The 25,470-nt window shown below is 60.2% G+C and carries 20 protein-coding genes; 10 read left to right on the top strand and 10 right to left on the bottom strand.

Going from position 1 to position 25,470, the window contains the following annotated elements:
- Positions 1-2 precede the first annotated feature (2 nt).
- A complete protein-coding gene (locus tag ABDK74_RS01065; RefSeq protein ID WP_346002366.1) occupies positions 3-1,874 on the top strand; it encodes a cobaltochelatase CobT-related protein in 1,872 nt (623 codons plus the stop codon).
- On the opposite strand, the gene ABDK74_RS01060 is transcribed toward ABDK74_RS01065, so the two are convergent.
- Both ABDK74_RS01060 and ABDK74_RS01055 read right to left on the bottom strand, forming a co-directional pair.
- The gene (locus ABDK74_RS01060; RefSeq protein WP_346002365.1) at positions 1,828-3,255 is read right to left on the bottom strand and encodes a pyridoxal-dependent decarboxylase; all 1,428 of its coding nucleotides are present in this window, start codon (positions 3,253-3,255) and stop codon (positions 1,828-1,830) included. The two genes, ABDK74_RS01065 and ABDK74_RS01060, sit on opposite strands and share 47 nt — an antisense overlap.
- Positions 3,256-3,333: 78 nt before the next feature.
- Complete coding sequence (locus ABDK74_RS01055) at positions 3,334-4,158, bottom strand: DUF1217 domain-containing protein (RefSeq protein WP_346002364.1); 825 nt, start codon at positions 4,156-4,158, stop codon at positions 3,334-3,336.
- Positions 4,159-4,252: 94 nt separating this feature from the next.
- Here ABDK74_RS01055 and ABDK74_RS01050 point away from each other — a divergent pair, with 94 nt between their 5' ends.
- Positions 4,253-5,116, top strand: a complete 864-nt coding sequence (locus tag ABDK74_RS01050; protein ID WP_346002363.1) for a DUF2125 domain-containing protein — start codon at positions 4,253-4,255, stop codon at positions 5,114-5,116.
- Here ABDK74_RS01050 and mfd read toward each other — a convergent pair.
- Positions 5,105-8,626 (bottom strand): transcription-repair coupling factor, encoded by a 3,522-nt coding sequence (gene mfd, locus ABDK74_RS01045; RefSeq protein ID WP_346004122.1) that lies wholly within the window; start codon positions 8,624-8,626, stop codon positions 5,105-5,107. The two genes, ABDK74_RS01050 and mfd, sit on opposite strands and share 12 nt — an antisense overlap.
- Before the next feature lie 72 nt (positions 8,627-8,698).
- On the opposite strand from mfd, the gene recG reads away from it, so the two are divergent.
- Together recG and ABDK74_RS01035 are read left to right on the top strand one after the other, a co-directional pair.
- Positions 8,699-10,828, top strand: a complete 2,130-nt coding sequence (gene recG, locus ABDK74_RS01040; RefSeq protein ID WP_346002362.1) for an ATP-dependent DNA helicase RecG — start codon at positions 8,699-8,701, stop codon at positions 10,826-10,828.
- Positions 10,829-10,903: 75 nt separating this feature from the next.
- Complete coding sequence (locus ABDK74_RS01035; protein WP_346002361.1) at positions 10,904-12,607, top strand: bifunctional diguanylate cyclase/phosphodiesterase; 1,704 nt, start codon at positions 10,904-10,906, stop codon at positions 12,605-12,607.
- Positions 12,608-12,662: 55 nt separating this feature from the next.
- Here ABDK74_RS01035 and ABDK74_RS01030 read toward each other — a convergent pair whose 3' ends face one another.
- Positions 12,663-13,664, bottom strand: coding sequence for a lipid A deacylase LpxR family protein (locus ABDK74_RS01030; RefSeq protein WP_194254589.1), 1,002 nt, complete (start codon positions 13,662-13,664; stop codon positions 12,663-12,665).
- A gap of 277 nt (positions 13,665-13,941) precedes the next feature.
- On the opposite strand from ABDK74_RS01030, the gene ABDK74_RS01025 reads away from it, so the two are divergent.
- Positions 13,942-14,646: a cold-shock protein gene (locus tag ABDK74_RS01025; protein ID WP_194254590.1), complete on the top strand. Its 705-nt coding sequence runs from the start codon at positions 13,942-13,944 to the stop codon at positions 14,644-14,646.
- A gap of 132 nt (positions 14,647-14,778) precedes the next feature.
- Here the strand turns inward: ABDK74_RS01025 and smpB are convergent, their stop codons facing one another.
- Genes smpB through ABDK74_RS01005 form a run of 4 tightly spaced genes read right to left on the bottom strand, consistent with a single transcriptional unit; the run spans position 14,779 to position 17,775 of the window.
- Positions 14,779-15,276 carry an SsrA-binding protein SmpB gene (smpB, locus tag ABDK74_RS01020; RefSeq protein ID WP_062031523.1) on the bottom strand — a complete coding sequence of 166 codons (498 nt, stop codon included), beginning with the start codon at positions 15,274-15,276 and terminating at the stop codon, positions 14,779-14,781.
- Positions 15,277-15,284: 8 nt separating this feature from the next.
- A complete protein-coding gene (gene dapA / locus ABDK74_RS01015; protein WP_346002360.1) occupies positions 15,285-16,178 on the bottom strand; it encodes a 4-hydroxy-tetrahydrodipicolinate synthase in 894 nt (297 codons plus the stop codon).
- 35 nt (positions 16,179-16,213) lie between these two features.
- Positions 16,214-17,050, bottom strand: a complete 837-nt coding sequence (locus tag ABDK74_RS01010) for a prephenate dehydratase (protein ID WP_346002359.1) — start codon at positions 17,048-17,050, stop codon at positions 16,214-16,216.
- On the bottom strand, positions 17,050-17,775 hold the full coding sequence (locus tag ABDK74_RS01005; protein WP_346004121.1) for a 3-deoxy-manno-octulosonate cytidylyltransferase: 726 nt from the start codon (positions 17,773-17,775) through the stop codon (positions 17,050-17,052). Before ABDK74_RS01005 ends, ABDK74_RS01010 begins: the two co-directional genes overlap by 1 nt.
- Before the next feature lie 75 nt (positions 17,776-17,850).
- On the opposite strand from ABDK74_RS01005, the gene ABDK74_RS01000 reads away from it, so the two are divergent.
- The 3 genes from ABDK74_RS01000 to ABDK74_RS00990 all read left to right on the top strand — a co-directional run bounded on the left by ABDK74_RS01000 (position 17,851) and on the right by ABDK74_RS00990 (position 21,581).
- Positions 17,851-18,639: an inositol monophosphatase family protein gene (locus ABDK74_RS01000; RefSeq protein WP_346002358.1), complete on the top strand. Its 789-nt coding sequence runs from the start codon at positions 17,851-17,853 to the stop codon at positions 18,637-18,639.
- Between the two features lie 140 nt (positions 18,640-18,779).
- Positions 18,780-20,030, top strand: a complete 1,251-nt coding sequence (gene serA / locus ABDK74_RS00995) for a phosphoglycerate dehydrogenase (protein ID WP_346002357.1) — start codon at positions 18,780-18,782, stop codon at positions 20,028-20,030.
- Between the two features lie 48 nt (positions 20,031-20,078).
- Complete coding sequence (locus ABDK74_RS00990; RefSeq protein ID WP_194254595.1) at positions 20,079-21,581, top strand: YifB family Mg chelatase-like AAA ATPase; 1,503 nt, start codon at positions 20,079-20,081, stop codon at positions 21,579-21,581.
- Between the two features lie 3 nt (positions 21,582-21,584).
- On the opposite strand, the gene metC is transcribed toward ABDK74_RS00990, so the two are convergent.
- Both metC and ABDK74_RS00980 read right to left on the bottom strand, forming a co-directional pair.
- On the bottom strand, positions 21,585-22,796 hold the full coding sequence (metC, locus tag ABDK74_RS00985; protein ID WP_346002356.1) for a cystathionine beta-lyase: 1,212 nt from the start codon (positions 22,794-22,796) through the stop codon (positions 21,585-21,587).
- 2 nt (positions 22,797-22,798) lie between these two features.
- Positions 22,799-23,758, bottom strand: a complete 960-nt coding sequence (locus ABDK74_RS00980; RefSeq protein WP_346002355.1) for a sulfurtransferase — start codon at positions 23,756-23,758, stop codon at positions 22,799-22,801.
- A 6-nt stretch (positions 23,759-23,764) separates the two neighbouring features.
- On the opposite strand from ABDK74_RS00980, the gene ABDK74_RS00975 reads away from it, so the two are divergent.
- Both ABDK74_RS00975 and ABDK74_RS00970 read left to right on the top strand, forming a co-directional pair.
- On the top strand, positions 23,765-24,844 hold the full coding sequence (locus tag ABDK74_RS00975) for an AI-2E family transporter (protein ID WP_346002354.1): 1,080 nt from the start codon (positions 23,765-23,767) through the stop codon (positions 24,842-24,844).
- A complete protein-coding gene (locus ABDK74_RS00970; protein ID WP_062029707.1) occupies positions 24,841-25,467 on the top strand; it encodes an endonuclease/exonuclease/phosphatase family protein in 627 nt (208 codons plus the stop codon). Before ABDK74_RS00975 ends, ABDK74_RS00970 begins: the two co-directional genes overlap by 4 nt.
- The last annotated feature ends 3 nt before the right edge of the window (positions 25,468-25,470 follow it).

Genomic DNA, 25,470 nt, shown 5'->3' with positions numbered 1-25,470 from the left:
CCTTGTCCGCTCCCCAGACCTCCCTCACCGACGAAGAGCGGCAGGAACGCTTTCGTCAGGTCACCATCGCCACCCTGCGCGCCATGGGTGGCGCGCCGGAACAAGGCGTGGATTTTCAAGGTGCCGTCAGCGGAAACCGCAAGGCAGTGCCAGAAGCCGGAAATGTGGAGCTTCCCTATCTGTCGCGCCATATGCACGACTGGGAAATCCGCAAGATCCGGGGGGCTGCGGACGCTGCCGCTTTGCGAATGCGGTATCATGCGGACCGAAATACAAACGCCCCGGCTGAACCCGTAGCTCGGCAGGCTTTCGATGCGCTGGAGCAGGCGCGTTGTGAAGTCTATGGCTCCCGCCACATGGCGGGCGTCCGCGCCAATCTGGAGCAGAAACTTGCCCAGCATTGCGCTGAAATCGGCTGCAACCGCATGAAAACCCGCGAGGAGATGCCTGCCCCCGTGGCGCTGGATCTGCTCGCGCGTGAAGCCATGAGCGGTCATCCCATGCCGATTCAGGCGGGACCTGCGCTCGATGAATGGCGCGCGGCTCTGACGCCTGCGGCAAAATCCGCCCTTGCCGACATGGCCCGCACCCAGAGCGATCAGACGGCCTTTGCACGCGCGACGACCCGCTTCCTCGGCGCGTGCCAGCTCACGACCGTTCCGGATGAAGATGAGGAGCAGACTGCACCGTCCGATCTCCCGTCCGATGAGGAGGAGACAACGGAAAGCGACGCTCCGGAAACCGAGGGGCAGGATCAGCAGGCTCCGGCCGCAACGGAAGAAGAAGACGGCTACCAGCCCGAAAGTGGAGAAACCGGCCTTTCAGGCGAAAGCGAAGCCACGGATTCCGCTGAAATGTCGGAAGATGGTACGGAAGAAGCCGCTGGCCCTTCGGAGCAGCAGGCAGAAACAGGCCCGTCCGAAGCCCTCAACACCTACAAAGCCTACACCACGGATTTCGACGAGGAAGTGAACGCCTCTGATCTGTGCGATCCGGACGAACTGGACCGTCTGCGCCAGAAACTCGATCAGCAGATGTCCCAACTTCATGGGTTGGTCTCGCGCCTCGCACACCGGCTGCAGCGTCGTCTGATGGCGCAGCAGCAGCGCCGCTGGGAGTTCGAGCAGGAAGAAGGCATTCTTGATGCCGGACGCCTGTCGCGCGTCGTGACAAACCCTACGCTCCCCCTGTCCTGCAAACATGAATGTGAGACGGAGTTCCGCGATACGGTCGTCACCCTTCTGATCGACAATTCGGGCTCCATGCGGGGTCGTCCCATCGGAACGGCGGCCATCTGCGGTGATATTCTGGCCCGTACACTCGAACGCTGCGGCGTGAAGGTTGAGGTTCTCGGCTTCACGACACGGCAGTGGAAGGGTGGGCAGAGCCGTGAACGCTGGCTCAAGAGCGGTCGTACTCCCCAGCCGGGACGTCTGAACGATCTGCGCCACATCATCTATAAAGATGCGGACACGCCCCTGCGACGCGCACGGCGTAATCTGGGCCTCATGCTGCGTGACGGCCTGCTCAAGGAAAACATCGACGGCGAGGCCCTGCTCTGGGCCTGGAAACGCCTGCGTCGCCGGTCGGAGCACCGTCATATCCTGATGGTGATTTCAGATGGTGCGCCGGTTGATGACAGTACGTTCTCCGCCAATCCGCACAACTATCTGGAAGACCATCTCAGACAGGTGATTGCCCGGATCGAAGCGGATCGGGCCACAGAGCTTCTGGCCATCGGCATCGGGCATGACGTGACGCGCTATTACCGCAACAGCGTCACCATCAGTTCCGCCGAAGACCTCGGCGGAACCATGATGGCTCAGCTCAGCGCCCTGTTCGCGCCTTCAACCGGGCGTCGCGCAACGCAATAACGGCGTCCAGCATCCGGTCAGTATGGGCGGTTGTTGTGCGGTGATTGACGATCGCCGCACGCACCGCCACCCGACCGTTGATCCTTGTCGTGGACGGCGCAGCGATCCCGCTTTCATGCAGATCCTGCACCAGTTCCGAGACTTCGGCATCTTCCAGACCGTCGAGTCCGAAACAGACGATATTCAATGTCACAGGCGCCAGCAGAACCAGTCCTTCGGTCCGTTCCACACGCCGCGCCAGATCGGCTGCAACGTCACAACACGTCTCGACCATGTCTCCCATACGCTCGGAACCGTAATGGCCCAGCGTCATCCAGACCTTGAGCGCCCGGAAGCCCCGCGACAGATCCGGGCCGAAATCGCAAAACCATGGGGCTCCTGCGGCAAGCCCGCGCTCTTCGCGCACGAGATAATCGAGGGACTGCGCGAAAGCCGCAGCATGCTTATGGCTGTCGCGCACCAACACGCAGCCGGCGTCGTAAGGAACCTGCGCCCATTTGTGGAAGTCGAACGCCAGACTATCCGCTTTTTCGATTCCGGAAAGCTGCTCTTTGAAACGGGGCGAGAGACAGGCCAGCGCTCCAAAGGCCGCATCCACATGGAACCAGATCCCCGCTTCATGAGCGACAGCCTCGATCGCAACGAGATCATCAATCGCCCCGCAATCAACCGTGCCCGCCGTACCCGCAACCATGAACGGCACAAAGCCCGCTTTCCGATCCGCTGCGATCATGTCGGACAAGGCCCCGACGTCCATGCGATGATCGGCCAGAACCGGCACGCGCCGAAGTGCCTCGCTCCCAAGCCCGGCCAGTTCAAACGCCCGGGGCAAGCATCCATGCGCTGTTGTCGCGGCATAGCCGACAAGCCCGCGACCGCCGATCCCGTTTTTACGGATCGCAAGGTCCTGCGCGCGGCTCGCCGTAATGACGCTGATGAAATTGGCCATGGACGACCCCGTCACCAGACAGCCCGATCCGTCCTGAGGCATTCCGACCATCTGCAGAGCCCAGCGGATTACTTCGCGCTCGACTTCGATTGGCGCGTGATCGCGCCCACCACAATTGGCGTTCAGGCCCCCAGCCAGCATCTCGGCCAGCATGCCGACCGGCGTCCCCGCCCCATGCACCCATCCCATGAAACCGGGATGGGTATTCCCCACGCCATAAGGCACGACAAGTTCCTGATAACGGGCATACAGATCGTCGAGGGAATGCCCCTTTTCCGGTAGACCTTCTTTTAGGCTCTGTCGGGCAGCGGGCGGCATCGGTCGCCAGACGGGGCCGTCGCCCACATGTTCCATGCGGTCAAAGACCTCATCCAGCATCCGATGCCCGATCTCACGGATGCCATTCCAGTCCGTGGGGTCCAGTCCGGCCATGAAAATATCCCTTCACCTGAAATCCGTCAGGTGTTTGCGATACAGGGCCGGACACAGGATGTCACGTCAGCAGGGCATTCAGAACAGCGCCGAATACAGCGAAGAACTGCTGCCTGAGCTGTCGCCCGTGAAAAGGGAAAGGATGCTGGTTGTGGAGCCGTTTCCTCCGTAGAGGGTCAGCATGCTTGCAGGTGTTGACGTCTTTGTCGGGTGGATCTGCAACAGAGCCAGATACTGCTGGGCGAACTGCTGGATTCCCTTGGTCGTACTGAGCTTGGACAGATCGAGTTTCGAGCCGAGCAGACGGACCTGCTGATCGTAATCCAGTGCTCCGAACTGCGTTGAATCGAAACCGGACACGACTTCCGCAACTTTCAGAAGTTTCGGGTCCGCCATCACGTTTTCAAGCGTCATATCCGTCCTGGCGGTCCGGGTGAAATACAGAGCATCTCCCAGACCCGGTGTTTCCGTCTCCAAACTGCTTTCGTAACTGTTGGTCAGATAGTTCTGGGTGATTTTCTGGATGGTGTCGGCGGAGGCCAACGGAGACGTTGACCAGTTGGAAAACGCTTTCGCAAATGCTTTCCATGACGAGTTGCCACTCGTCTGGGCAAGAGATTTGGCTGATGTCGGGTCCTGCGTCATCAGCTTCGTCAGAACGGCCGTCTCACCGATTGCCGAAGACATGCCATAGGCACCCAGCACGACTTTGAGGGCCTTGTAGTTTTTCAGAAGCTGCTGTGGCGTCTTGATCGAAGACGCATCATTCTGGAAAGCTGAAACAGCCTGCTGGGTGGGGACGCTTGTTTTTTCCCACTTGTTCGCTGAAGACTCTTCATTCTTGATGATGGAGACATACTGCGGAATGGCGGGCATAGCGGAGATGGAGGACGACACGCGCATTTCTCCGAAAGAGGAGGAGGTGCCATCATTTTACCGCTTCATTCCCTAATACGGTCTTAACGTTTTTCCCCTCTTCACAGTCCGGAACCCCCTCATGTCCCTGCGCCTTACCCTGCTCGCCGCGACTGCCGCCCTCCTGGCGCCCGTCATGGCCAGTGCGTCCGAACCTGCCGCCCTTCCCGCCTCGTGTATGACCTATGAACTGGGCGGCACCCAGAACACTGCACATGGACTGACGGCAAAGACCCTGCATGCCGCGCTGACCGGAACGGATATCACGCTCGACATTCATGGCGTGACCCTCTCCGACCCTTCCGGCCATGTCGAGACCTCAACTCTGGAGCGTTTCAATGCTGTTGCCGCCTATGCCGCACTCAGTGCCTTTCGCGGCGGCATCAGTCCCGCCTGCAAAAACCAGAGCCTGACAATCAACAGCAGCGACATTCGGGGGGGCACCCCGCAAGCCACATGGACGAGTGTGACGCTCGCCCGGCCCGGTCACGACATGACGATCCGCAAGGCGTCGATCCAGGCGGTCCAGACGACGCCGGATCTGCGCCTGAAGGTTGAGGGCACTGGCATCCACGATACCAAACAGCCACTCATGCCCACGCAGCTTTCAGCAGACCTGACGGTTCAGGGTCTCGACACCGCACGCCAGCAGATCACGATCAACGCCCTGCATGCCGTCACGGGTAGCAGCACCATCGACGGCAAGGGCACCATCTCGCCCGGCGCCACAGCATCTACGTCGACGGCGGACCTGCATATCGGCGTGACGAACGTCGATACCCTGATTGGTGAGATCCGTGATACGGCCCCCAAGAAGGTTGTAGCCGCACTCACAATTGCCCGACTGATGGGCCGTCAGAGCGGCGATACGACCCTGTGGGACGTCGGGCTGAGCGGCGGCGTCGTGACCGTCAACCGCATTCCGCTGCCATTCTCAGTCCCCTGACGTTTCGGTTTCCAGCTTGCGGATCATTTTGCACAGGACGGTCGTGACCTTTTTGGCATAGCCAATGCGGGTCGCATTCGTCATTTCGCGGATGACCGCAAGCTTGTGATCGGGGCGGATTTTTACCCCTGATTCCTTCTTGCGCGTCACCCAGTCGATCAGCGCGGCGGGATTTCCGAAACGGTTGCGACGGAACTGGATCACCATACCCTTTGGTCCGGTCTCCAGACGCTCCACCCCGGCTTCACGGCACAGACGCTTGATCAGGACCACATCCAGCAGATTGCCGACTTCCGGCGGAAGCGATCCAAAACGATCAACCAGTTCCGCACGCATCGCCTCGACCTCGGCCTCGTTCGTCAACGCTGCAATCCGACGATACAGCCCCAGACGCACGGGCAGGTCCGGCACATAGGTTTCGGGGATCAGGACCGGCAGACCGAGAATGATGGTCGGGGTCCAGCTATCTTCTTCCTCCAGACGCTTGCCGCGTTCGCGACGCAGATCGACCACGGCGTCTTCCAGCATCTGCTGATAGAGTTCGATCCCGACTTCCTTGATATGTCCGGACTGTTCGTCCCCCAGCAGGTTACCCGCACCGCGCAGATCCAGATCGTGGGACGCAAGCGTGAACCCGGCCCCGAGCGAATCCAGCGTCTGCATGATTTCGAGCCGCTTTTCCGACGAGGCCGAAAGCGGACGCGTCTGCGGCCAGGTCAGATACGCATAACCGCGCTGCTTGCCACGCCCTACGCGCCCGCGAAGCTGATAGAGCTGCCCCAGACCAAACATGTCCGCCCGGTGAATGATGATCGTATTCACGCTGGGCATGTCCAGCCCGCTTTCCACGATATTGGTTGAGAGCAGAATGTCGTATTTCCCGTCCGCGAACTCCGTCATGACCCGTTCAAGTTCTGTCGGCGTCAGACGGCCATGTGCCTGTACCGTCTTGGCATCCGGCACGATTTCCGCCAGACGCTCGGCCATCCTGTCCATATCCGCCAGACGCGGCACCACACAGAAGACCTGACCACCGCGGAAGCGCTCGCGCTGAATGGCCTCACGGATCATGACGCTGTCGAAGGGCGTGATGAACGTGCGCACCGCCAGACGATCCGTCGGTGGCGTTGCGATCAGGCTCATTTCCCGCACACCGGACAGCGAGAGCTGAAGCGTTCTCGGAAGCGGTGTGGCGGAGAGCGTCAGGACATGTACGTCCTCCCGCAGCGCTTTCAAGCGTTCTTTGTGAGAGACGCCGAAATGCTGCTCTTCGTCGATGATGAGGAGGCCCAGACGCTCGAACGCAACACTTTTGGCCAGTAATGCATGAGTGCCGATCACGATATCCACGGTGCCATCCGCCATTCCTTCACGGACCTTCGTAGCCTCCTTGGGCGTTACGAGACGCGAAAGCTGCACCACATTGACCGGAAAGCCTTCAAAGCGTGCCGTGAAGCTCCGGAAATGCTGACGGGCGAGCAGCGTTGTCGGCACCACGACAGCGACCTGCATGCCTGAAAGCGCAGCCACGAATGCCGCCCGCAGTGCTACTTCCGTCTTGCCGAAGCCTACATCGCCACAGATCAGCCTGTCCATTGGACGCCCGGCGCTCATGTCTTCCAGCACATCCGCAATCGCACGGGACTGGTCCTCCGTCTCCATGAACGGAAAGCGCGCGCAGAACTCGTCCCACAGCCCCTCGGCGGGTGCGAGCGTTGGCGCGTCCTTCATGGCGCGGACTGCGGCGGTCTTGATCAGCTCGCCCGCCATGACGCGGATGCGGGACTTCATCTTGGCCTTGCGGGCCTGCCAGGCTGTTCCGCTAAGCTTGTCGAGCTGAACCCCGGCCTGCTCAGAACCGAAACGGCTCAGAAGCTCGATGTTCTCAACCGGCAGAAGAAGCCGCTGCTCCCCGTCATAGAGGATCGATAAGTAATCGTGCGCGACCCGGCCTTCCACGACCGTTTCAAGCCCCACATACCGCCCGATCCCGTAATCGGAATGAACGACCAGATCCCCGTCCGCAATTTCGCCGACCTGCGAAATGAACTGCTCGCCGCGCTTGCGACGGCGCGGCGGACGCGAGATCCGCTCGCCCAGAAGGTCCTGTTCGGAGACGAAGCACAGACGGTCCGAGACGAAGCCGCGCTCCAGCCCCAGCGTCAGCAGGCCGGTTGTGCCTTTCGGCATTCCCGCCGCATCCGGCCAGTCGTCATAGGATGTGACCGTGACGCCATGTTCTGCCAGAAGATGCGAAATCCGCTCCCGTGAGCCCCGGCTCCAGGCCGTAACATAGGTGCGCCGTCCGGCCTCGGCCCAGGTTTTCACCTGCTGGCCAAAAGCCTCGAACATCCCTGCCCGCGTTCCGTCCTTCGCACGCGCAAACAGTGGGCCGGGGCGGTATCCCGCATCCACGCCATGCGCCGTATCCGGCATGGCGAACGCGTTCAGAATGACGGACGGCACATCCGCCAGCATCGATTCCCAGCCGTGTGTATCCAGATAGAGCCGGTGCGGCGGCAGCGGACGATAGGGGATTTCGCCTTCACGCGTCGGAACGCGCCGGGCCTGATAATGATCGGCGATCATATCCAGTCGCGCCTTGAGGATCTCCGGTGCGTGCTGGTCGAAACTGACCGCACCACCCGGCAGATAATCCAGCAGCGTTTCCATCTGATGGCTGTCGCCGTCATGGAACAGCGGTAGATAGTGCTCCAGCCCCGGATAGCGCCGACCGTCCGAGACATTCTCGTAAATCGTATCGGATATTGCAGCCGGGCCGAACGAATCGCGCCAGCCGGTGCGGAAGCGACTGATGCTGTCGGGGCCCAGCGAGAATTCGGACACCGGTCGCAGTTCGAAGCGCTTCAGGGTCTCGGTGGAGCGCTGCGTTCCCACGTCGAACGCACGGATGTTCTCGACTTCGTCTCCGAACAGATCGAGCCGGATCGGATCGCTTTCCCCGGCCGGGAACAGATCGAAAATGCCGCCGCGCGTTGCGAACTCGCCCGCTTCCATGACCGTATCGGTTCGGGTGTAGCCATTGGCGACCAGCAGTTCGATCAGCATGGCCTGATCGAGGCTCTCGCCCGTCTTCACGCTGATGGACTGTCCCCGAAACGCCGAACGCGGAGGCACACGCTGGATCAGGCTGTGCACGGTCGTCAGAACAATGCGCTGCGCCTTCGTGGACTCCAGAAGGCGGCAGAGCGTCCCTGCCCGTTCGGCGATCAGAACCGGATTGGGCGAGACGCGGTCGTAAGGCAGACAGTCCCAGGCAGGCAGTCGCAGGACTTCCACTTCGGGCATGAGCCACGCCAGCATGTCTGCCAGCGCCGCCACAGCAGCATCGTCTCGCGCGACGTGAAGCAGCGGGCCGTCATGCTCGGCAAGGCGCTGACGGAGAAGAAAGGCCACACTGCCATCAGGCACGCCCCAGACGGTCGGTCCGAAAGACCTGTCGAAGGACGTTGTGGACATTTCACGGGTCATGGTTTCGTTTTGTTCCATCCTGCTCATGCCCTATACCTTCCGTTCCATCGCCTGTCAGCCCGAGGAGCACGGGAAGCGCCCGTTGTCACGATGCCGTCCAAACAGTTCCCGTCCCCTGCCGATCCCAATTCCGAGACAGAGCATGCGCTCGCCCCACTTTTTGCGCCGCTGACAAGCCTGCCCGGAATTGGACCAAGGCATGCCAGCCTGCTGGAAAAGATCGCCGGCGGACGAAAGGTGCTGGACCTGCTGTTCACCCTGCCCGAACGGGTGGTTGACCGGCGCATTCTGCGCACAGTTGCGGACGGACACAATCTCGCCCCCGGCGAAATCCTGACAGCGCATGTCCGGGTCGTTGCTCTTCGCAAAGCCGGACGTCCGGGACAGCCCTCGATTATCCGTACCGAAGACGATACCGGAGCGCTGGATCTGGTCTTCTTCCAGACGCGCAACATGCCCAGCCCGGCCGTGGGCGCCGAACTGCTGGTGTCTGGCAAAACCGGCAGCTTTCAGGGCGAGCTGACGATGCCGCAGCCCGATCATGTCGTGAGCTGGGCCAAACGCGACAGCTTCCCCTCGCTCGAACCCGTCTGGCCGCTGACCGCCGGGCTTTTCCCCTATACGGTCCGCAAGGCGATGCGTGCGGCTCTGGCCCTCCTGCCCGACCTGCCGGAATGGCTGGACCCGGCCCTTGTCACCCAAAGGAAATGGCCGTCCTTCACGCAGGCTTTGCGCCTGATGCAATCGCCCGAAATCATCCCGCCGGACATCGCGTGGGAGCCTGTCCGCAACCGTGCACTGTCCCGTCTTGCTGCTGACGAACTGCTGGCTGATCAGCTCTGCTTCGGGCTCGCACGCCTCAAGGCCCGCGAGCGGCACGGGCGCAGCTTTCCCGGAACCGGCGCGCTTCAGGAAGAAATGCTTCAGCGCTTCGGGCACAAACCCACCCATGCCCAGACGATGGCCATTGCAGAAATCGCCGCCGATCTCTCGGCGTCGACGCCCATGATGCGTCTGCTGCAGGGTGATGTCGGCGCGGGCAAGACTTTCGTCGCGATAAACGCGATGCTTCAGGTCGTGGAATCCGGCGCTCAGGCTGCGCTCATGGCACCGACCGAAATCCTCGCTCGCCAGCATTTCGAAACGCTCTCCCGCCTCTGCCCGACGGAATGCGTCTATCTGAGCGGCACCATCAAAGGCGCGGCCCGGCGTAAGACGCTCGCGGCCATCGAGGATGGCACGGCAAAAATCATCATCGGAACGCATGCCCTGTTTCAGGATGGCGTGACCTTCCACGATCTCGGTCTCGCCGTCATCGACGAACAGCACCGATTCGGCGTCCGTCAGCGCATGAACCTAAGCGCCAAGGGGGACGCAACGGACATTCTTGTCATGACCGCAACGCCCATTCCCCGAACGCTCCAGCTCATGGAATGGGGCGAGATGAGCGTCAGCCGTCTGGATTCCAAACCGCCCGGACGCCAGCCGATCCGCACGACCCTGCACAGCATGGACTCGCTCGACAGCGTCCTTGCAGGCATCAGCCGCGCCATACGCGATGGTGTGCAGGTATTCTGGGTTTGCCCACTCATCGAAAACAGTGAAACACAGGCCGCGGCAGCAGCAGAAGAGCGCTGGGCCTCGCTGGAGCAGCGGTTTGAGGGGCTTGTGGGTCTTGCGCACGGCAAACAGGATATTACCGTCCGTCAGGAGGCGCTGGATACGTTCCGTCTGGGCAAAACGCGGCTTCTTGTCGCCACGACCGTCATCGAAGTCGGCGTGGACATCCCCAATGCGTCCGTCATGGTGATCGAACAGGCCGAACGGTTCGGACTGGCCCAGCTTCACCAGCTTCGTGGCCGCGTCGGACGCGGCTCGAAACAGTCCTTCTGTCTCCTTCTCCATGACCGGAGCGCCACCCCCACGGCTGTCCGGCGTCTGAGCCTCCTACGCGACACCAATGACGGTTTTCTGATCGCTGACGAGGACTACAGGATCCGCGGGGGCGGAGACATCGCAGGGGACCGCCAGTCCGGCCTTCCCGGCTTTCGTCTGGCACAGGGTGCGCGCCTCGCACTGCTGCTGACCGCCATGCAGCAGGATAGCGAACGTGAAATCGCCCGTAACCCACAGCTTGAAGGCGTGCGCGGCCATGCACTCAGACTTCTGCTTGAAATATTCGACCGCAATGATACCGACAGACTTTTGATTTCCGGTTAGACAGAAAAATTCACGCGGATATAATACTGTGAATTTATCAGTAATGCGTTCAACCGAATTTCATGGAGTCCACAAATGGTGAGCAGTCCTGCCAGAGACGCTCAGGAGAAGACAAAGCACGAATACTCTGGCGCCTCTTCAGAACGTCGATCGCTGCTCTTTCGCCTGCTTCTGCCTGCAACGGGTGGTTCGGCAGTCGCATTGCTCGACATTTCTGAAAACGGAACACCAGTCGTTCTCCAGTCCGCAGGAAGCCTGCCTGCCGCTCTGCACAAGATGGACGCAGGCAATATCATTCTGGATGCAGAACGCAGACGGGATGGCAAAACCGTTTTTGCGTGCCCGTTTTTTAAAGACTGGTCGCTTATCGGACTACCCATTGCGAATCAGGCATATGACAGCGGGCCCAGACAGTTCCTCATTGCCCTTCGTCTGGAAGGCAACAGCTTTTCGTCTGCAGCTGAAAGCGCCATGCAAGGCGTTGCCAACCAGCTTTCAAGTGAAGCCCTGGAACATGCCGGAAGATCCTCCCTTCCTGACCGTGAAGAAAGCCTTCTGGTTCTGAACCAGTTTATCGAAAGAACAGGAAAGCTTTCCCGCCGTGCGGTTTTCAGCCTCATTCATCTTAATCTCGATCATCTCTCACTGATCAACGAGCGTTACGGATGGGATACGGCTGACCTGATCCTGGCGGAAATGATCCGACGCCTGAAATGCGTCCTGCCGGAAGGCGCTTTCCTGAGTTCGATCGGGGGCGGTCATTTCATGGTTCTGACCCCACCGGGCACAACGGCCGTCACCACCCGGTCTCTGGTGAACGCGATTCTTCAGGTTTCCAGCACACCTGTCTCTCTGGAAATGGGGGCTGTTGCTTTCTCGATTTCTGCAGGCTGGAGCGTGTATCCACAGGATGCCGAAGATGCGAACCAGCTCATTCTCGCTGCACGCGCGGCTCTGACTGAAGCCAACCGTACCGGGGGCGGCCATGAGCGGCGCGCTAACGCAGAACTCACCAATACCTACGCCATCACGTCCAATCTTGAGCAGGATCTGCTCAAGGCCGTCGAGGATGGCGCACTTTTCCTCAAGTGGATGCCGATCGTCGATACGGAATCCCAGAAAATCGTTGGTCACGAAGCGTTGTTACGCTGGACCCGCCCCGGACACGGCGAAGTCGCACCGAACCTGTTCATCCGCTACGCTGAAGAAGCCGGTATTATCGAAGCGCTCGACAGCTGGAGTTTGCGCAATGCCTGCCTGGCTGCGCTGCGCTGGCCTACCCCGTTACGGGTTTGTGTGAATGTCTCGCCCGTCTGGCTGGTCAACGAACGGCTTGCTCTCCTAGTCGATACTGTTCTGAAAGAAACGGGGCTTCCTCCGGGCCGCTTACAGATCGAACTTTCTGAATGTCGGCCATTCGGTCCATCCGATATCGCTTTTCGCGAACTCTCCCGCGTTCGCGCACTCGGCGTACGGCTTGCCATTGACGATTTTGGGGCTGGGTATTCTTCGCTGGAGCGTCTGCGGATTTATCCGCTGGACCAGATCAAACTCGATCGTGGCTTTGTCCAGTATCTGGGTGAAGACATGCGTGCTGACGAAGTCATGTACGCCATCCTGTCTCTGGCACGATCATTGAACATCGCCTGTTGCGCAAAGGGCGTGGAAACCGAACACCAGATGGCCTTACTGGATGCCAATGGTTGTGAGGAAGTTCAGGGCTATCTTCTTGGCGCACCAATCCGCGACAGCCATGTTCCACATCCTGCCATGACATAAAAAAGGCCGCCTTCTTTATGGAAGGCGGCCTTTTCGGATTATCTGTCGGAGCAGTTCAGAACTTTACAGAAAGCTTGAGCGATCCATAGTTGAACAGACCGGCCTTTTGGGTCTGGAACTGTGCTGTCTGCCAGTTCTGGCTGTAAGACAGGCGTACGCCGTGCCACATCACCGCGACACCAGCATGAACCTCACCCACATCCCAGATCTTGTTCACATGCGGCGCATTGGGACGAACTGTGCTGCCTTGAAGCGTCACGTCATATCCCACGGCCTGACCTTCGACCCCACCGTAGAAATACCAAGCGAAAGGTCGAGTCGCACGGAACGCATCCGTTCCGTCCAGCCCCGGACCGATTGTCGCGTTGCCAAAATCGCTGTCGAGCCCCTGACCGATGCGGAACGTCGTCGCCACGTCGGCATAGGTCCGGTAATCACCGGCGGCGCCCGAGATCGCGGGCAGCACGTCAGCATGAATGCCATAAACATTCAGGACTGGCAGGCGCCAGATCCGCCCGGCCTGAACCTGAAAGATCGGCTGGTTTGCAAGCTGATGCCCCCAACCCGTGCTCGGCGTATCGCTGATGGCTTTGTGGAATCCGTTCTGGACCTGACGCCCGAGTCCTGATGGACCAAGCATGCCGAACTGGACGCCCATTACGGTCCGGGACAGATCAGTATCGTTGATAAGATTGACAGTCCCCAGCAGCAGTCCCGCATAAGGCCGGTCACCCTGCGGTGGATTATCAGCCTGTGTATCGCGCGGCGTATCAATGATCTGCTGCAAACCGATGCTGATGCGCTGGACGCCTTCTCCCATCAGGATACGGTTCAGCTTTGCAATCGGGCGCGGCAGGTTATCGGTCCCGGACGTCCAGTTGATGCGCAGACCAGACGTATAATACTGATCCGATGTGCCTTTCAGAGTAGAAATGGCGTCATTCTCACCCTGAACAGTCCAGGTTCCATAAGGATCCTGCAATGGTGTCGCCATGGCGGATGAAGACAGCGCCAGCACGGCAGTGGCTCCAATGGAAAAAGTCAGTCTGCTTCGCATGGGCACCTCTGTTACGCGCGGGATCCGGGACCATCAAGTACTGGAAAACGTGTGTATGTCATTTCCAGAAGCGAAATCAAAGTGTCGACGGGACACATCACAATCTTAAAATTAGCGCGAGTTATGTTTCAGCCCGATATTCCCTGTGGCAGAGAAGGAAAAAACCGTGCTACAGCTTATTACAGGAGAAAAGCAGCATCGTTTTTTTCCAAATTTTTGAAATTACGTCACGGCAGGGTCCGCCCTATCATGACACCCCAGTCTCGGGATTAGACCGTTGAGAAACAACAGAACCGACCGCAGCAGCTTCAACTCACCTCGCCGCGGCGGGTTTGACGACACATACTCGTCCCAGCCGTCCTATGGCGACCGTGGAGGCTTTGGTGGTGGAAATGGTGGCGGTGGTGGCGGCTACGGCGCACCTCGTCGCAGCAGCAACAGCTTCGTCGCAGCTTCAGGCCCGGAAATCAGCTCCCGCGTGAAGTGGTTCAACACCGAAAAGGGTTTCGGTTTCGTTGAACTGTCCGATGGCTCGGGCGACATCTTCCTGCACGCCAATGCTCTCACCAATGCCGGTGTCAGCGCCGTGAACCCGGGCGCGACCGTTGTGGTCCGCATCGGCCAGGGTCCGAAGGGTCGTCAGGTCGCTGAAGTTCTCTCCGTTGACGAGAGCACGGCAGAAGCACCGCGTCCGCGCGCTGCTTTCGGTGATCAGCCCCGCTTCGGTGGCGCATCGGCACGTCCGGGCCGTCCGGCTCCTGACCTGTCCCGCGCTGAAGACATGCGTGGCACGGTCAAGTGGTACAACGCCACGAAGGGCTTCGGCTTCATTACGCCGGAATCCGGTGGCAAGGACATCTTTGTCCACGCTTCCGCTCTCGAGCGTTCCGGTCTGCCGACGCTTGACGAAGGTCAGACGATCAACGTCAAGGTTGTTCAGGGCCAGAAGGGTCCGGAAGCTGCTGAAATCAGCGCTGACTGAACGACCCGGACTTCGGTCTGAGTAAAAAGAGCCGCTGCCAGCTTCTGCTGCAGCGGTTTTTTTGTGTCCAGAATTATAGCCGCTGTCTTAAGACATAAAAAAAGGCCGGATCAGATCCGGCCTTCAGGGTTTTTACCCATAGTCTTTACCACTACTGCGAACCAGTCTGGCTTTGTCCCGTTTCCAATCCCGCTCGGCAATGGCATGTCGTTTGTCTTCCTTGCGACGCCCCTGACCCAAGCCCAGCGTCACTTTCGCCATTCCACGATCATTGAAATGGATATCAAGCGGCACCAGACTGGCGCCCGCACGACTGACCGAATCCAGAAAATGAACGATCTGCTTACGATGCATCAGGAGCTTGCGTGGCGCCCGCGGCTCGAAACGCGATAGGACACCCCCCTGATATTCCGGAATATAGGAATTAAAGAGCCAGATTTCGCCATCACGCTCGGCTGCATAAGCCTCCGTGATCGTCGCTCGTCCAAGACGAAGGCTTTTAACCTCTGGTCCCTTCAGAACAATCCCTGCTTCCGTCGTTTCCAGAATCGTATAGTCAAACCGACCCTTGCGGTTCTGAGCGGCAATGCCATGAGAAATCATGCCGCTTTTGGTTTTCTTCCCCGCCATACCTGCGCTCAATCCAAAAGTTCGAGAGCACGCAGGGCTTCATCAATAGCCAGACGAGTCGCTTCCTGAGGTTCTGCCAGAGGAAGACGCAGCGTCGCACCGCACAGACCGAGCCTCGACATCGCGTACTTGACCGGCCCCGGATTGCTTTCCATGAACATCGCGTCATGCAGGGGGGTCAAATGGTCTTGAATAGCGATCGCATCTTCGATCCGCCCTTCCTGCCAGGCCAGATGCATATCCGCGCACAGATGCGGCACGACATTGGACGTCACACCAATACATCCATCGCCACCCGCAGCCAGGAACGACAGAACGGTATTGTCGTCACCAGCAAGCTGGTTGAAAGGCTTGTTTACTACCCGACGGACCGCGATCGGCCGTGCCATATTGGCCGTGGCATCCTTCGTTCCAACGATATTGGGATGTTCTCCCAGACGCGCCATGGTCGACACTGAAATATCGACAACGGATCGACCCGGAATACAGTACAGGAAAAGCGGTAGAGGGGTGGCATCTGCAATCGTCATAAAATGACGGTACAGCCCTTCCTGAGACGGCTTATTGTAATACGGCACAACGACCAGAAGACTGTCCGCCCCAACAGAATGGGCATGTTTTGCCATAAGGACGGCTTCAGAGGTGCTGTTCGAACCCGCTCCTGCCATGACTCGCACCCGGCCATTCGCAGTCTCGACACAGTGCGCGACAACCCGGCCATGCTCTTCATGTGAGAGGGTTGGGCTTTCACCTGTTGTTCCGGCAGGGATCAACGCCGTAGTGCCAGCGTCAATCTGGCGCTCGATAAGCTTCGCCGAAACGTCGAAATCAATCCGCCCGTCCGTATGCATCGGGGTCACCAGAGCCGTCAGCGACCCCTGATACATGCTCGTGTCAGCCATTGTTTCGCCTTCCGTCATGGATTCCTGTCCTGCCATCACGCTGAGTGCCGTGAGAGGCTGCTTGGGTAAACACCCAGAATTCTGAGATCATCGCTGACCTGCTCCAGTTCCGCGAGCGCACTGGCCAGTGCTGCCTGTTCGGGATGTCCCTCGACATCCATCAGGAACTGCGTCGCAGTGAACGAGCCGTCCAGCATGTAACTTTCGATCCGCGTCATGTTGATACCATGCCGGGAAAATCCACCCAATGCCGCATAGAGCGCACCCGGACAGTTTCCGACCCGCATCAACAGTGTCGTCAGCACATCTGTGCGTTCAGGCGAGGGAATGCAAGACTTGCGGGAGACACGATAAAAGCGCGTCGTGTTGTGAGAGGCATCCTCCACATTGCTGCGCAGTACCTTCAGTCCGTTCAGTTCAGCCGCAAGTGAGGAGGCAATGGCCGCATCTTCTACCCGTCCCCACTGCGCGACCATTTCGGCCGCGCCCGCTGTATCGAACTGCACCACCGGCTCTACCCCAAGCTCGCTAATCAGCTTGCGAACCTGTCCCAGAGCAACCGGATGCGTATGAATGCGCCGGATATCCTCGACCTTTGCCCCCGGCACCCCCAGAAGACAGTGCTCTACGCGCTGGAAATATTCCCCAACGATATGAAGTCCGGCATCAGGCAGCAGGGAATGAATGTCCGGAACGCGCCCGGCGAGTGTGTTTTCGCAGGCCAGCAGCGCCTCTTCGGCGCGCCCGTCATGCACGGCGTCAATCGCATCGGCAAAGGTCGGGCAAGGCAGCGTTGTCCAGCCCGGACGCGCCTGACGGCAGGCCAGATCGGAATAGGCGCCCGGACGGCCCTGAAATGCAATGACCGGCATCAGACCAACCCTCTCACATGCTCAAGATCAGCAGGCGTATCCACCCCTTGGGGGGCATGGTCAATCCTCGCACAGCCGATCGTCATGCCAGCCTGTAGTGCACGAAGCTGTTCAAGGCTTTCCCGTCGCTCCAGAGCAGAAGGCGTAAGAGCCACAAAACGCTCCAGAGCGGTCCGTCGCCAGGCATACACGCCTACATGATGCCAGTGCGGTCCGTCACCCCACGGGATAGGCAGGCGCGAGAAATACAGCGCCCGCGTCACATCCGCTCCGTCAAAATCACACGCAATCTTGACGACCTGCGTAGCATCGCGCTCGGCATCGCTCATCACAGGAGCGGCCAGTGTTCCGATATCGATCGCCGGATCTTCAAGCGGTTTCAGAACGGCGGTCAGGCTGGAAGGCGCAATCAGGGGCAGATCGCCCTGAAGGTTGATGACCACATCATGAGCGCCATCAGGGTCCACGTCCGACAAAGCGGCATGAACACGATCGGAGCCGCTCGCCAGATCCGAGTCGGTCAGCACGCCCCTTACGCCGGATATCCCTTTGACGGCCTCCAGAATTTCCTCGTCTCCCGCCGCCACGACTACAGGGCCGATCTGTGCGACCAGAGCCTGACGGGCGACCCGGACGATCATGGGAACGCCACCAATGTCAACGAGGGGCTTGCGCGGCAGACGGGTCGAAGCAAGTCTGGAGGGAATGACGATGATCGGATGCATGGCTCCTCTGATGCCGCCCGCCACCACGGGCGTCAATCTCATGCAGCGCTTACAGGACGGGAATAGACACAAATCATGACTGAAAACGTGCTGCAAAGTGCCATTGATGCCGCAACAGCCTGCGCGGATATCGCCCGCAAGACCGTCCTGCCCCATTTCCGGACATCCCTGCGTGCCGATGCGAAATCCGATGACAGCCCCGTCACCATCGCGGATCGTCAGGCGGAACAGGCTATGCGCGACATTCTCGCAGAGCGTCTGCCGGAACATGCCATTCTCGGGGAAGAAAGCGGCATGAGCGGCACGAATGGCGACTGGCTCTGGGTTCTCGATCCCATTGACGGCACCCGCGCCTTCCTGACCGGTCGTCCCACTTTCGGCACGCTCATTTCCCTTTTCCATAAAGGTCGTCCTGTGCTCGGGCTGATCGATCAGCCCGTGACCGGGGAGCGCTGGATTGGTGTTTCGGGACGACCCACGCAGTTTCTGTCCGATCGCCTGCCCGGCACGATTGGTACCCGTCTCTGCCCGAAAGCCGCGGACGCAGAACTGTCCTGCACTGCCCCGGAAATTATGACCGCCGGTCATGCGCCCCGCTTTGCCAACCTGCAGAAGCACACCCGCCGCACATCCTGGGGCGGAGACTGCTATGCTTACGGCCTCCTTGCCCTTGGGCAGATCGACATCATTGCGGAATGCACCATGAATCCGTGGGACTGGGGCGCGCTCGTTCCGGTTGTAGAAGGTGCGGGAGGCCGCATCACGGACTGGCAGGGACAGCGACTGACTCTCGAAAGCGACGGCACCGTCCTCGCCTGCGGAGACGCAACCCTGCTTCCCGAACTCGTGCGCCATCTTTCCTGAAACCCGCTGATCGGCTAGGGAGGGGACCCCGGCGGAAGTGGCGGCAGACATCAGCCGGGGCCGGTCTGGTCACGGCCAGATCTGGTAAAACCAGTTTGAATTGAAACCGGAGCCTTCCGGTTCATGACCGGGACGGATTTATGGAAACGCAGTTCTCTCTCCCCAAGAACAAGATCCGCATTCTTCTTCTGGAAGGCATTCACGAAAGCGCCGCTTCCCATTTCGCCGCAGAGGGCTATGCAGAGGTCACGCGGGTCAAGGGTGCGCTTGAAGGCGATGCGCTGAAAGAGGCCCTTCAGGGTGTGCACATGGTTGGCATCCGCAGCCGGACCCAGCTCACACAGGACGTCCTTGAATCCGCAGACCGCCTCATGGCCATTGGCTGCTTCTGCATCGGCACCAATCAGGTCGATCTGAATGCCGCACGCATGCTCGGCATTCCCGTGTTCAACGCGCCCTTCAGCAATACCCGTTCCGTGGCAGAACTGGTTATGGGCGAGATCGTCATGCTGCTCCGTCGCATCCCGTCGCGCTCGGAAGCCTGCCACAAGGGCGGCTGGGACAAATCCGCCACCAATGCCTGGGAAGTCCGCGGCAAGACGCTCGGTATCGTCGGCTACGGCTCCATCGGATCGCAGTTGTCCGTCCTCGCCGAGGCTTTCGGCATGCGCGTTCTGTATTTCGACGTGATGCCACGTCTGCCACACGGCAATGCCATCGCCGTTCCGACCCTGCATGATCTGCTGGCCGAGTCCGACATCGTCAGCCTCCACGTCCCGCAGACGCCTGAGACCGATCTGCTGATCGGAGAGACGGAAATCCGGGCCATGAAACCCAATTCCATCCTTCTCAATAACGCGCGCGGCAGCGTCGTGGACCTCGACGCCCTCGCTGCCGCCCTCAAAGACGGCCATCTTATGGGTGCTGCTGTCGACGTGTTCCCCGTCGAGCCCAAGAAGGCTGGCGAAGAATTCAAATCCCCGCTTCAGGGTCTGGAGAATGTCATTCTCACGCCGCATATCGGCGGCTCCACTATGGAAGCGCAGGAGCGCATCGGCGTTGAAGTCGCGCGCAAGCTGGTCGATTATTCCGACGTGGGGTCCACGATTGGGTCGGTCAACTTTCCCAGTGTCCAGCTTCCCGAACGCCCGCGCGGCACGCGCTTCATGCATGTCCACGCCAACCGACCAGGCATCATGCGCCAGATCAACGATCTGTTCGCCGCACACAACTGCAACGTGACCGCCCAATACCTCCAGACGGATGGCGAAGTGGGATATGTCGTCGTCGAAGCCGAGTCAGAAGGCTCTGACATGGACACGACGCTGCTGGACGGCCTTAAGGCACTGGATGGCACACTTCGTGCCCGTCTGCTGTACCAGCGCTCCTGAGATTTTCCGTTAACCAACAAGAAATAATTTCGGGCTAGGATTTGTCTCATGACGAGTCCTAGCCCGCATATACCTGCCCTTGCCCGTATCCAGAGCTTTGCCTTCTCGGGCATCGAAGCCGTTCCGGTTAAGGTCGAGGTTCAAGTGTCCAGCGGCCTTCCGGCGTTTCTCGTCGTAGGGCTGGCGGACAAATCCGTCGGGGAAGCCCGCGAACGTGTCCGTGCTGCATTAACAGCCATGGGACTGGCGCTCCCGCCCAAACGCATTCTCGTCAATCTCGTCCCTGCCGATCTTCTCAAAGAAGGCGCGCATTTCGATCTGCCCATCGCACTTGGGTTGCTTTGCGCTATGGGCGTTCTGTCTTTTGAGGCTGTCTCGGCCTATGCCGCCGTTGGCGAACTCTCACTGGATGGGCGGATCAACCCCGTTGCTGGCGTTCTTTCGGCTGCCATCGGCGCCGTCGCGGACAAACTCGGCCTGATCTGTCCGATCGCGCAGGCTCTTGAAGCACGCTGGGGCAATGGGAGCACGGACGTTCTCGGGGCGCCCACGCTTGCCGCTCTCGTCTCCCATTTTCAAGGGCAACAGATCCTGTCTCCGGCACCGCTGCCAAGTGAACAGGTTCTTGAATACGGACCGGATCTTTCAGATGTCAAAGGCATGGCGATCGGACGGCGCGCTCTGGAAATTGCCGCCGCAGGAGCACATTCCATGCTCATGAGCGGACCGCCCGGTGCCGGGAAATCCATGCTCGCTAGTCGTCTGCCTGGTATTCTTCCCAATCTGACACGCGAAGAAGCGCTTGAAACCAGCCGGATTCACAGTGTCTCCGGCATCCTACAGAATGGAAGACTGGTCGTTCGGCCGCCCTATCGCGCACCGCATCACAGCGCGAGCCTTCCCGCCATCGTCGGAGGCGGCGCGAAAGCCCGGCCTGGCGAGGTCAGTCTGGCCAATAATGGCGTCCTGTTTCTCGACGAGTTGCCGGAATTTTCACGCTCCTGTCTGGAGTCCCTGCGTCAGCCCATCGAAACCGGCAGCATTTCCATTGCCCGCGCGGCCCATCACACGACCTATCCCGCGCGCTTTCAGTTCATCGCGGCCATGAACCCGTGTCGTTGCGGCTATCTGGGCGATCTGGAGCGAAGCTGCCGTAAGGCCCCGCGTTGTGGCGAGGATTACACGGCCAAGATTTCCGGCCCGATGCTCGACCGTATGGATCTCTGCGTCCAGATCGAGCCGCTCTCTCCGATCGAGATCAGCCGAGCCCCGAAAGGCGAAAACAGCGCAGCGGTGCGGGCCCGCGTGGAAATTGCCCGCAGGCGCCAGATTGTCCGTCAGGGCGTTCCGAACTCGCAGGCGTCCCCGGACGATCTGGACATGGACGATGACGCCCGCTCTCTCGCTGAACAGGCTGCCGAAAAGCTGCGCCTATCCAACCGTGGCATCACGCGCCTGATCCGCGTCTCCCGCACCATTGCCGATCTGGAAGGAACGCAGAGCATCCAGCGCCATCATGTCGCTGAAGCCCTGACGTTCCGCCGCCGCTAAGGTTCAGAACTGAAGGCCATCCAGTCCGCGCGCCAGATCGGTTTTCAGGTCCTCAACGTCTTCAAGCCCGATATGGAGGCGGAACGTCGCCGATGTCGGACCGCCCTCACCCGTAACACGCCGGATATGCCCGGTCGTCGGCAGGACAAGGCTTTCATAACCGCCCCACGACGCCCCGATCCCGAACAGGCTCAGTCCGTCGATCATGCGTTCGGTTGCCTCGACGGAAATGCCCGGCTGAAGCTCAACCCCGAACAACCCGCAGGCGCCTGTGAAGTCCCGCTTCCAGAACTGATGTCCCGGACAGTCTTCAAGTGCCGGATGGAGCACCCGTGCGACTTCGGGGCGCGTTTTGAGCCATTGCGCGATGTCCAGTGCCGAGCGCGCCTGATGCGCCAGCCGCACCCCCATCGTTCGCAGGCCGCGCAGCGTCAGCCAGCAGTCATCCGGCCCCGCGCACTGGCCGAGCTGGATCGCCGCATCACGCAGCGTTTTCCAGTGTGCTTCGTCATTGACCGTAACCGATCCCATGATGACGTCCGAATGCCCGGCGGGATATTTCGTCAGCGCCTGAATCGACACGTCCACCCCATGGACGAAGGGCTGGAACACGCCGATCCCCCAGGTGTTGTCCAGCATGAGCAACGCCCCTGCCTGATGCGCCACTTCGGCCAGCATCGGCACGTCCTGCACCTCAAACGTGTGGCTGCCCGGGCTTTCGGCAAACAGAACCTTCGTCTCGGGGCGGATGAGCGCCTTAATTTCGGCGCGTGAGACCATGGGCGGATAATAGGTTGTCACTACGCCCAGCCGTTGCAGCATTGTCCCTGCAAAACGTCGCGTGGGGCCGTAAACCGAATCGGGCAGAAGCAGGTGATCGCCGCAGCCGAGAAACGCCAGAAGCGGCATCGTACATGCTGCCAGCCCCGAATTGACGACCTGCGTATGTGTTCCGCCTTCGATCAGGCTAAGCATTTCTTCAAGCTGGTGCTGGATCGGCGACCCCATCGCCCCATACACCGCCTTGTGCGCGTGGCTGCGTCCGTCTGTCCTGTTCATGGCCTCCAGCGTCGGGAACAGGACCGTCGAACCCCGGCTGACCGGCGCGTTTACGAACTCCCCCGTTTCGGGAAGATCATGCGAGCGTCCCTCCCGCACCAGCATCGACGCCATCCGGCCCCATCCTGCGCTTACCCGCTGCTCCAGATCACTCATGCTCATGCCTCTCCCGTCACAACCGGCGCGTCGGGATCACTTCCCCATTCCGCCCAGGACCCATCATACAAAGCCGCGTCGTCATAGCCTGCGATTGCCAGTGCCACCACGATCGTTGCAGCCGTCAGACCAGAGCCACAGCTTGCAATGACGGAGCGTCCTTCCGCAGCAGCCAGAATCTGTCTAAGTTCGTATGGCGGCAGAAAACGGCCATTTCCGTCCACAAGGCGCGTCCAGTCCATGCTCTGCGCACCCGGCATGTGGCCGCCTCTCACACCCTGACGGGGCTCCGGCACCGTCGCGGCGAAGCGACCTGCACTTCTTGCATCCAGCACCAGCGCATCCGTCCGTTTCAGCGCCTGACGTATATCGCTAGCGCCAGCCAGCAGCCCGTAACGCGGGCGGGGGCGGAAAACCGCAGGCGTGATCGTAGGTGCCGCACCACTTTCGACCGGGCCGCCTGCCTTCACCCACGCCTCAAGACCACCATCCAGAATCCGTGCTTTTCTGTGTCCGAACAGCCGAGCAAGCCACCATCCACGGCAGGCGCCCACACTTCCACGCCCGTCATAGAAGACGACCGGTGTCTCATCACTCACGCCCAGTTCACCCATCAACCGGGCAAACCGCGCCGCGCCCGGCACCGTATGGGGGAGAGAGCTCTCCGGATCGGCAAAGACGTCGATATCGAATCGCCGCGCAGTTGGGAGGTGCTGTGCGGCAAATGCGGAATCAGGATCGCCCTTCTGCCCCGGCAAAAGCACGCTGGCATCAAGGGGAATGAAGCGGCCGACCTCGGAGATCAGGGTCGCGGCATCAACAAGTGGCGAGATCGTCATGCCCCCACCATAGGTCGAGGGATGCGCCCGGCGCCAGAGCGTGCCAATGTGTCGTTCAATGAGCACGCAGCCCACCCAGTCATGCGATCCGTGTCGTCCGTCTTTTTCGAGACAGGAGTGCATCCGCGCATGACGACCGAACGGATTATCCTTGGCCTGGTACTGGCGGGAATCGCTTATGGATGCGGCATCATCCTGTGGCCGTTTCTCTCGGCTATTCTATGGGCGGCAATTCTCGCCTTTACGACATGGCCGATCTATCGGCGGATGCGTCGCCATGTCCGTCCGGTTCTGGCCGCCCTTGCCATGATGGCCCTGAGCGCGTTGTTCATTCTGGTCCCGATGACGGTGCTGACAAGCGCGGGCATCAACGACATTCCCGGCACGATCTCGGAAATCGACACCCTGATCCTGCATGTCACCAGCGCGAACCCGCCCCCGGAATGGATTAACCGCATCCCCATGGCAGGCCCGCATCTCGTCAATGCCTGGCATCATTTCAGCCATGACGTCGGCGCTTTTGCGACTGAAGTTCTGCGCCCCTATGCCGGGCAGATCGCGCATGTCACCCTGACAGTGCTTTTACGTCTCGCAAGCGGTCTCGCCGAGTTGGTCATGGCGCTGTTTGTCGCATTCTTCCTCTGGCTGAACGGCGATACGCTCGGCAATACCATCGCGGCCCTGATTGACCGTATCGCTGGCCCGCAGACCACGCCAAGACTCATCAATATCATTGGCCGCACCGTGCGCGGGACGGTCTATGGCATTCTCGGCACAGCGCTGATCCAAGGCGTGCTGACGGGAATTGGCCTGATGCTGGCAGGAGTGCCGTCTCCCGTTCTTCTGGCAGGCATCACCGCTTTCGTCGCAGTTTTCCCGATCGGCGCACCTCTGGTCTGGGTCCCGGCTGCCATCTGGCTGGGCATAACGCACCATGTCGGGCACGGACTGTTTCTTGCGATCTATGGCGTTCTCATCATCTCCGGCGCGGACCACATCATCCGTCCGGCCTTCATTGCCCGTGGCGCCCAGCTTCCCTATCTGCTCACCGTCCTCGGTGTTCTGGGTGGCATCGTAACCTTTGGCGGTGTCGGGATCTTTCTCGGTCCCGTTTTGCTGGCGGTCGGCTACACCCTGACCAGCGAATTCGCTGCCGGTCCCCATCACCGCGAACGTAAACCTCTCTATCTGTCGGAGCCTCCGAAATGACGGCATTTCCTCAATCCGGAGCCTCTTTCAAGATCCTGAGCTGGAACCTCTACCGCTGGGAAGGCGCCTCGCTTGAGGACGTCCTGACCGTCATCCGTGCAGAAAATCCGGACATCGTCGTGATGCAGGAAGCGCAGGAAGCCGTGGACGAACTCCCCGAAATCCTCGGCGGTTATTACGACCGCATCCCGCTTCCCGGTCGTCCGCATGGAACCGCCTGCTGGAGCCGCCTGCCCTTCACCCGCCCGCCGTCATTCTGCCGCCTGCCGCGGGGCCTGCTGGTCAAACGTACGGCACAGCTTATTGATTTCGGCAGCTTTTCGCTCGCGAACGTGCATCTGTCTCACGGCCAGTTGCTTAACCGGCGGCAGCTTCGCAGCATCAGCACCAATATGCGACACCGTGCTGTCATCATGGGCGATTTCAATCTGGTCGGCCCCGTCCTGCTTCCCGGATTTCTCGATGTCGGTCCGCAGGAGAAAACGCATCGGATGCTGAACCATCTTCCGCTGCGGCTGGACCGCTGCCTCGTGCGCGGACTGGCGCGGATGGAAGCCCGTGCTTTGCCGCGCTTCGGCTCAGATCATCGCCCCATCTGCGTTACGCTCAGGCTGGGCGCCTGACAT

It is taken from the genome of Gluconobacter sp. OJB (genome assembly GCF_039638275.1).
Lineage (GTDB): Bacteria > Pseudomonadota > Alphaproteobacteria > Acetobacterales > Acetobacteraceae > Gluconobacter > Gluconobacter cerevisiae.
Note: the sequence above shows the minus strand (reverse complement) of the source record. Positions and strands in the feature narration are given on the sequence as shown.

Excerpts from the sequence above, each read along its gene's own strand:
- ABDK74_RS01060 (WP_346002365.1), bottom strand. The coding sequence starts at position 3,255 with ATGGCCGGACTGGACCCCACGGACTGGAATGGCATCCGTGAGATCGGG.
- ABDK74_RS01055 (WP_346002364.1), bottom strand. The coding sequence starts at position 4,158 with ATGCGCGTGTCGTCCTCCATCTCCGCTATGCCCGCCATTCCGCAGTAT.
- ABDK74_RS01050 (WP_346002363.1), top strand. The coding sequence starts at position 4,253 with ATGTCCCTGCGCCTTACCCTGCTCGCCGCGACTGCCGCCCTCCTGGCG.
- mfd (WP_346004122.1), bottom strand. The coding sequence starts at position 8,626 with ATGGAACAAAACGAAACCATGACCCGTGAAATGTCCACAACGTCCTTC.
- recG (WP_346002362.1), top strand. The coding sequence starts at position 8,699 with ATGCCGTCCAAACAGTTCCCGTCCCCTGCCGATCCCAATTCCGAGACA.
- ABDK74_RS01035 (WP_346002361.1), top strand. The coding sequence starts at position 10,904 with ATGGTGAGCAGTCCTGCCAGAGACGCTCAGGAGAAGACAAAGCACGAA.
- ABDK74_RS01030 (WP_194254589.1), bottom strand. The coding sequence starts at position 13,664 with ATGCGAAGCAGACTGACTTTTTCCATTGGAGCCACTGCCGTGCTGGCG.
- smpB (WP_062031523.1), bottom strand. The coding sequence starts at position 15,276 with ATGGCGGGGAAGAAAACCAAAAGCGGCATGATTTCTCATGGCATTGCC.
- dapA (WP_346002360.1), bottom strand. The coding sequence starts at position 16,178 with ATGGCTGACACGAGCATGTATCAGGGGTCGCTGACGGCTCTGGTGACC.
- ABDK74_RS01010 (WP_346002359.1), bottom strand. The coding sequence starts at position 17,050 with ATGCCGGTCATTGCATTTCAGGGCCGTCCGGGCGCCTATTCCGATCTG.
- ABDK74_RS01005 (WP_346004121.1), bottom strand. The coding sequence starts at position 17,775 with ATGCATCCGATCATCGTCATTCCCTCCAGACTTGCTTCGACCCGTCTG.
- ABDK74_RS01000 (WP_346002358.1), top strand. The coding sequence starts at position 17,851 with ATGACTGAAAACGTGCTGCAAAGTGCCATTGATGCCGCAACAGCCTGC.
- serA (WP_346002357.1), top strand. The coding sequence starts at position 18,780 with ATGGAAACGCAGTTCTCTCTCCCCAAGAACAAGATCCGCATTCTTCTT.
- ABDK74_RS00990 (WP_194254595.1), top strand. The coding sequence starts at position 20,079 with ATGACGAGTCCTAGCCCGCATATACCTGCCCTTGCCCGTATCCAGAGC.
- metC (WP_346002356.1), bottom strand. The coding sequence starts at position 22,796 with ATGAGTGATCTGGAGCAGCGGGTAAGCGCAGGATGGGGCCGGATGGCG.
- ABDK74_RS00980 (WP_346002355.1), bottom strand. The coding sequence starts at position 23,758 with ATGCACTCCTGTCTCGAAAAAGACGGACGACACGGATCGCATGACTGG.
- ABDK74_RS00975 (WP_346002354.1), top strand. The coding sequence starts at position 23,765 with ATGACGACCGAACGGATTATCCTTGGCCTGGTACTGGCGGGAATCGCT.
- ABDK74_RS00970 (WP_062029707.1), top strand. The coding sequence starts at position 24,841 with ATGACGGCATTTCCTCAATCCGGAGCCTCTTTCAAGATCCTGAGCTGG.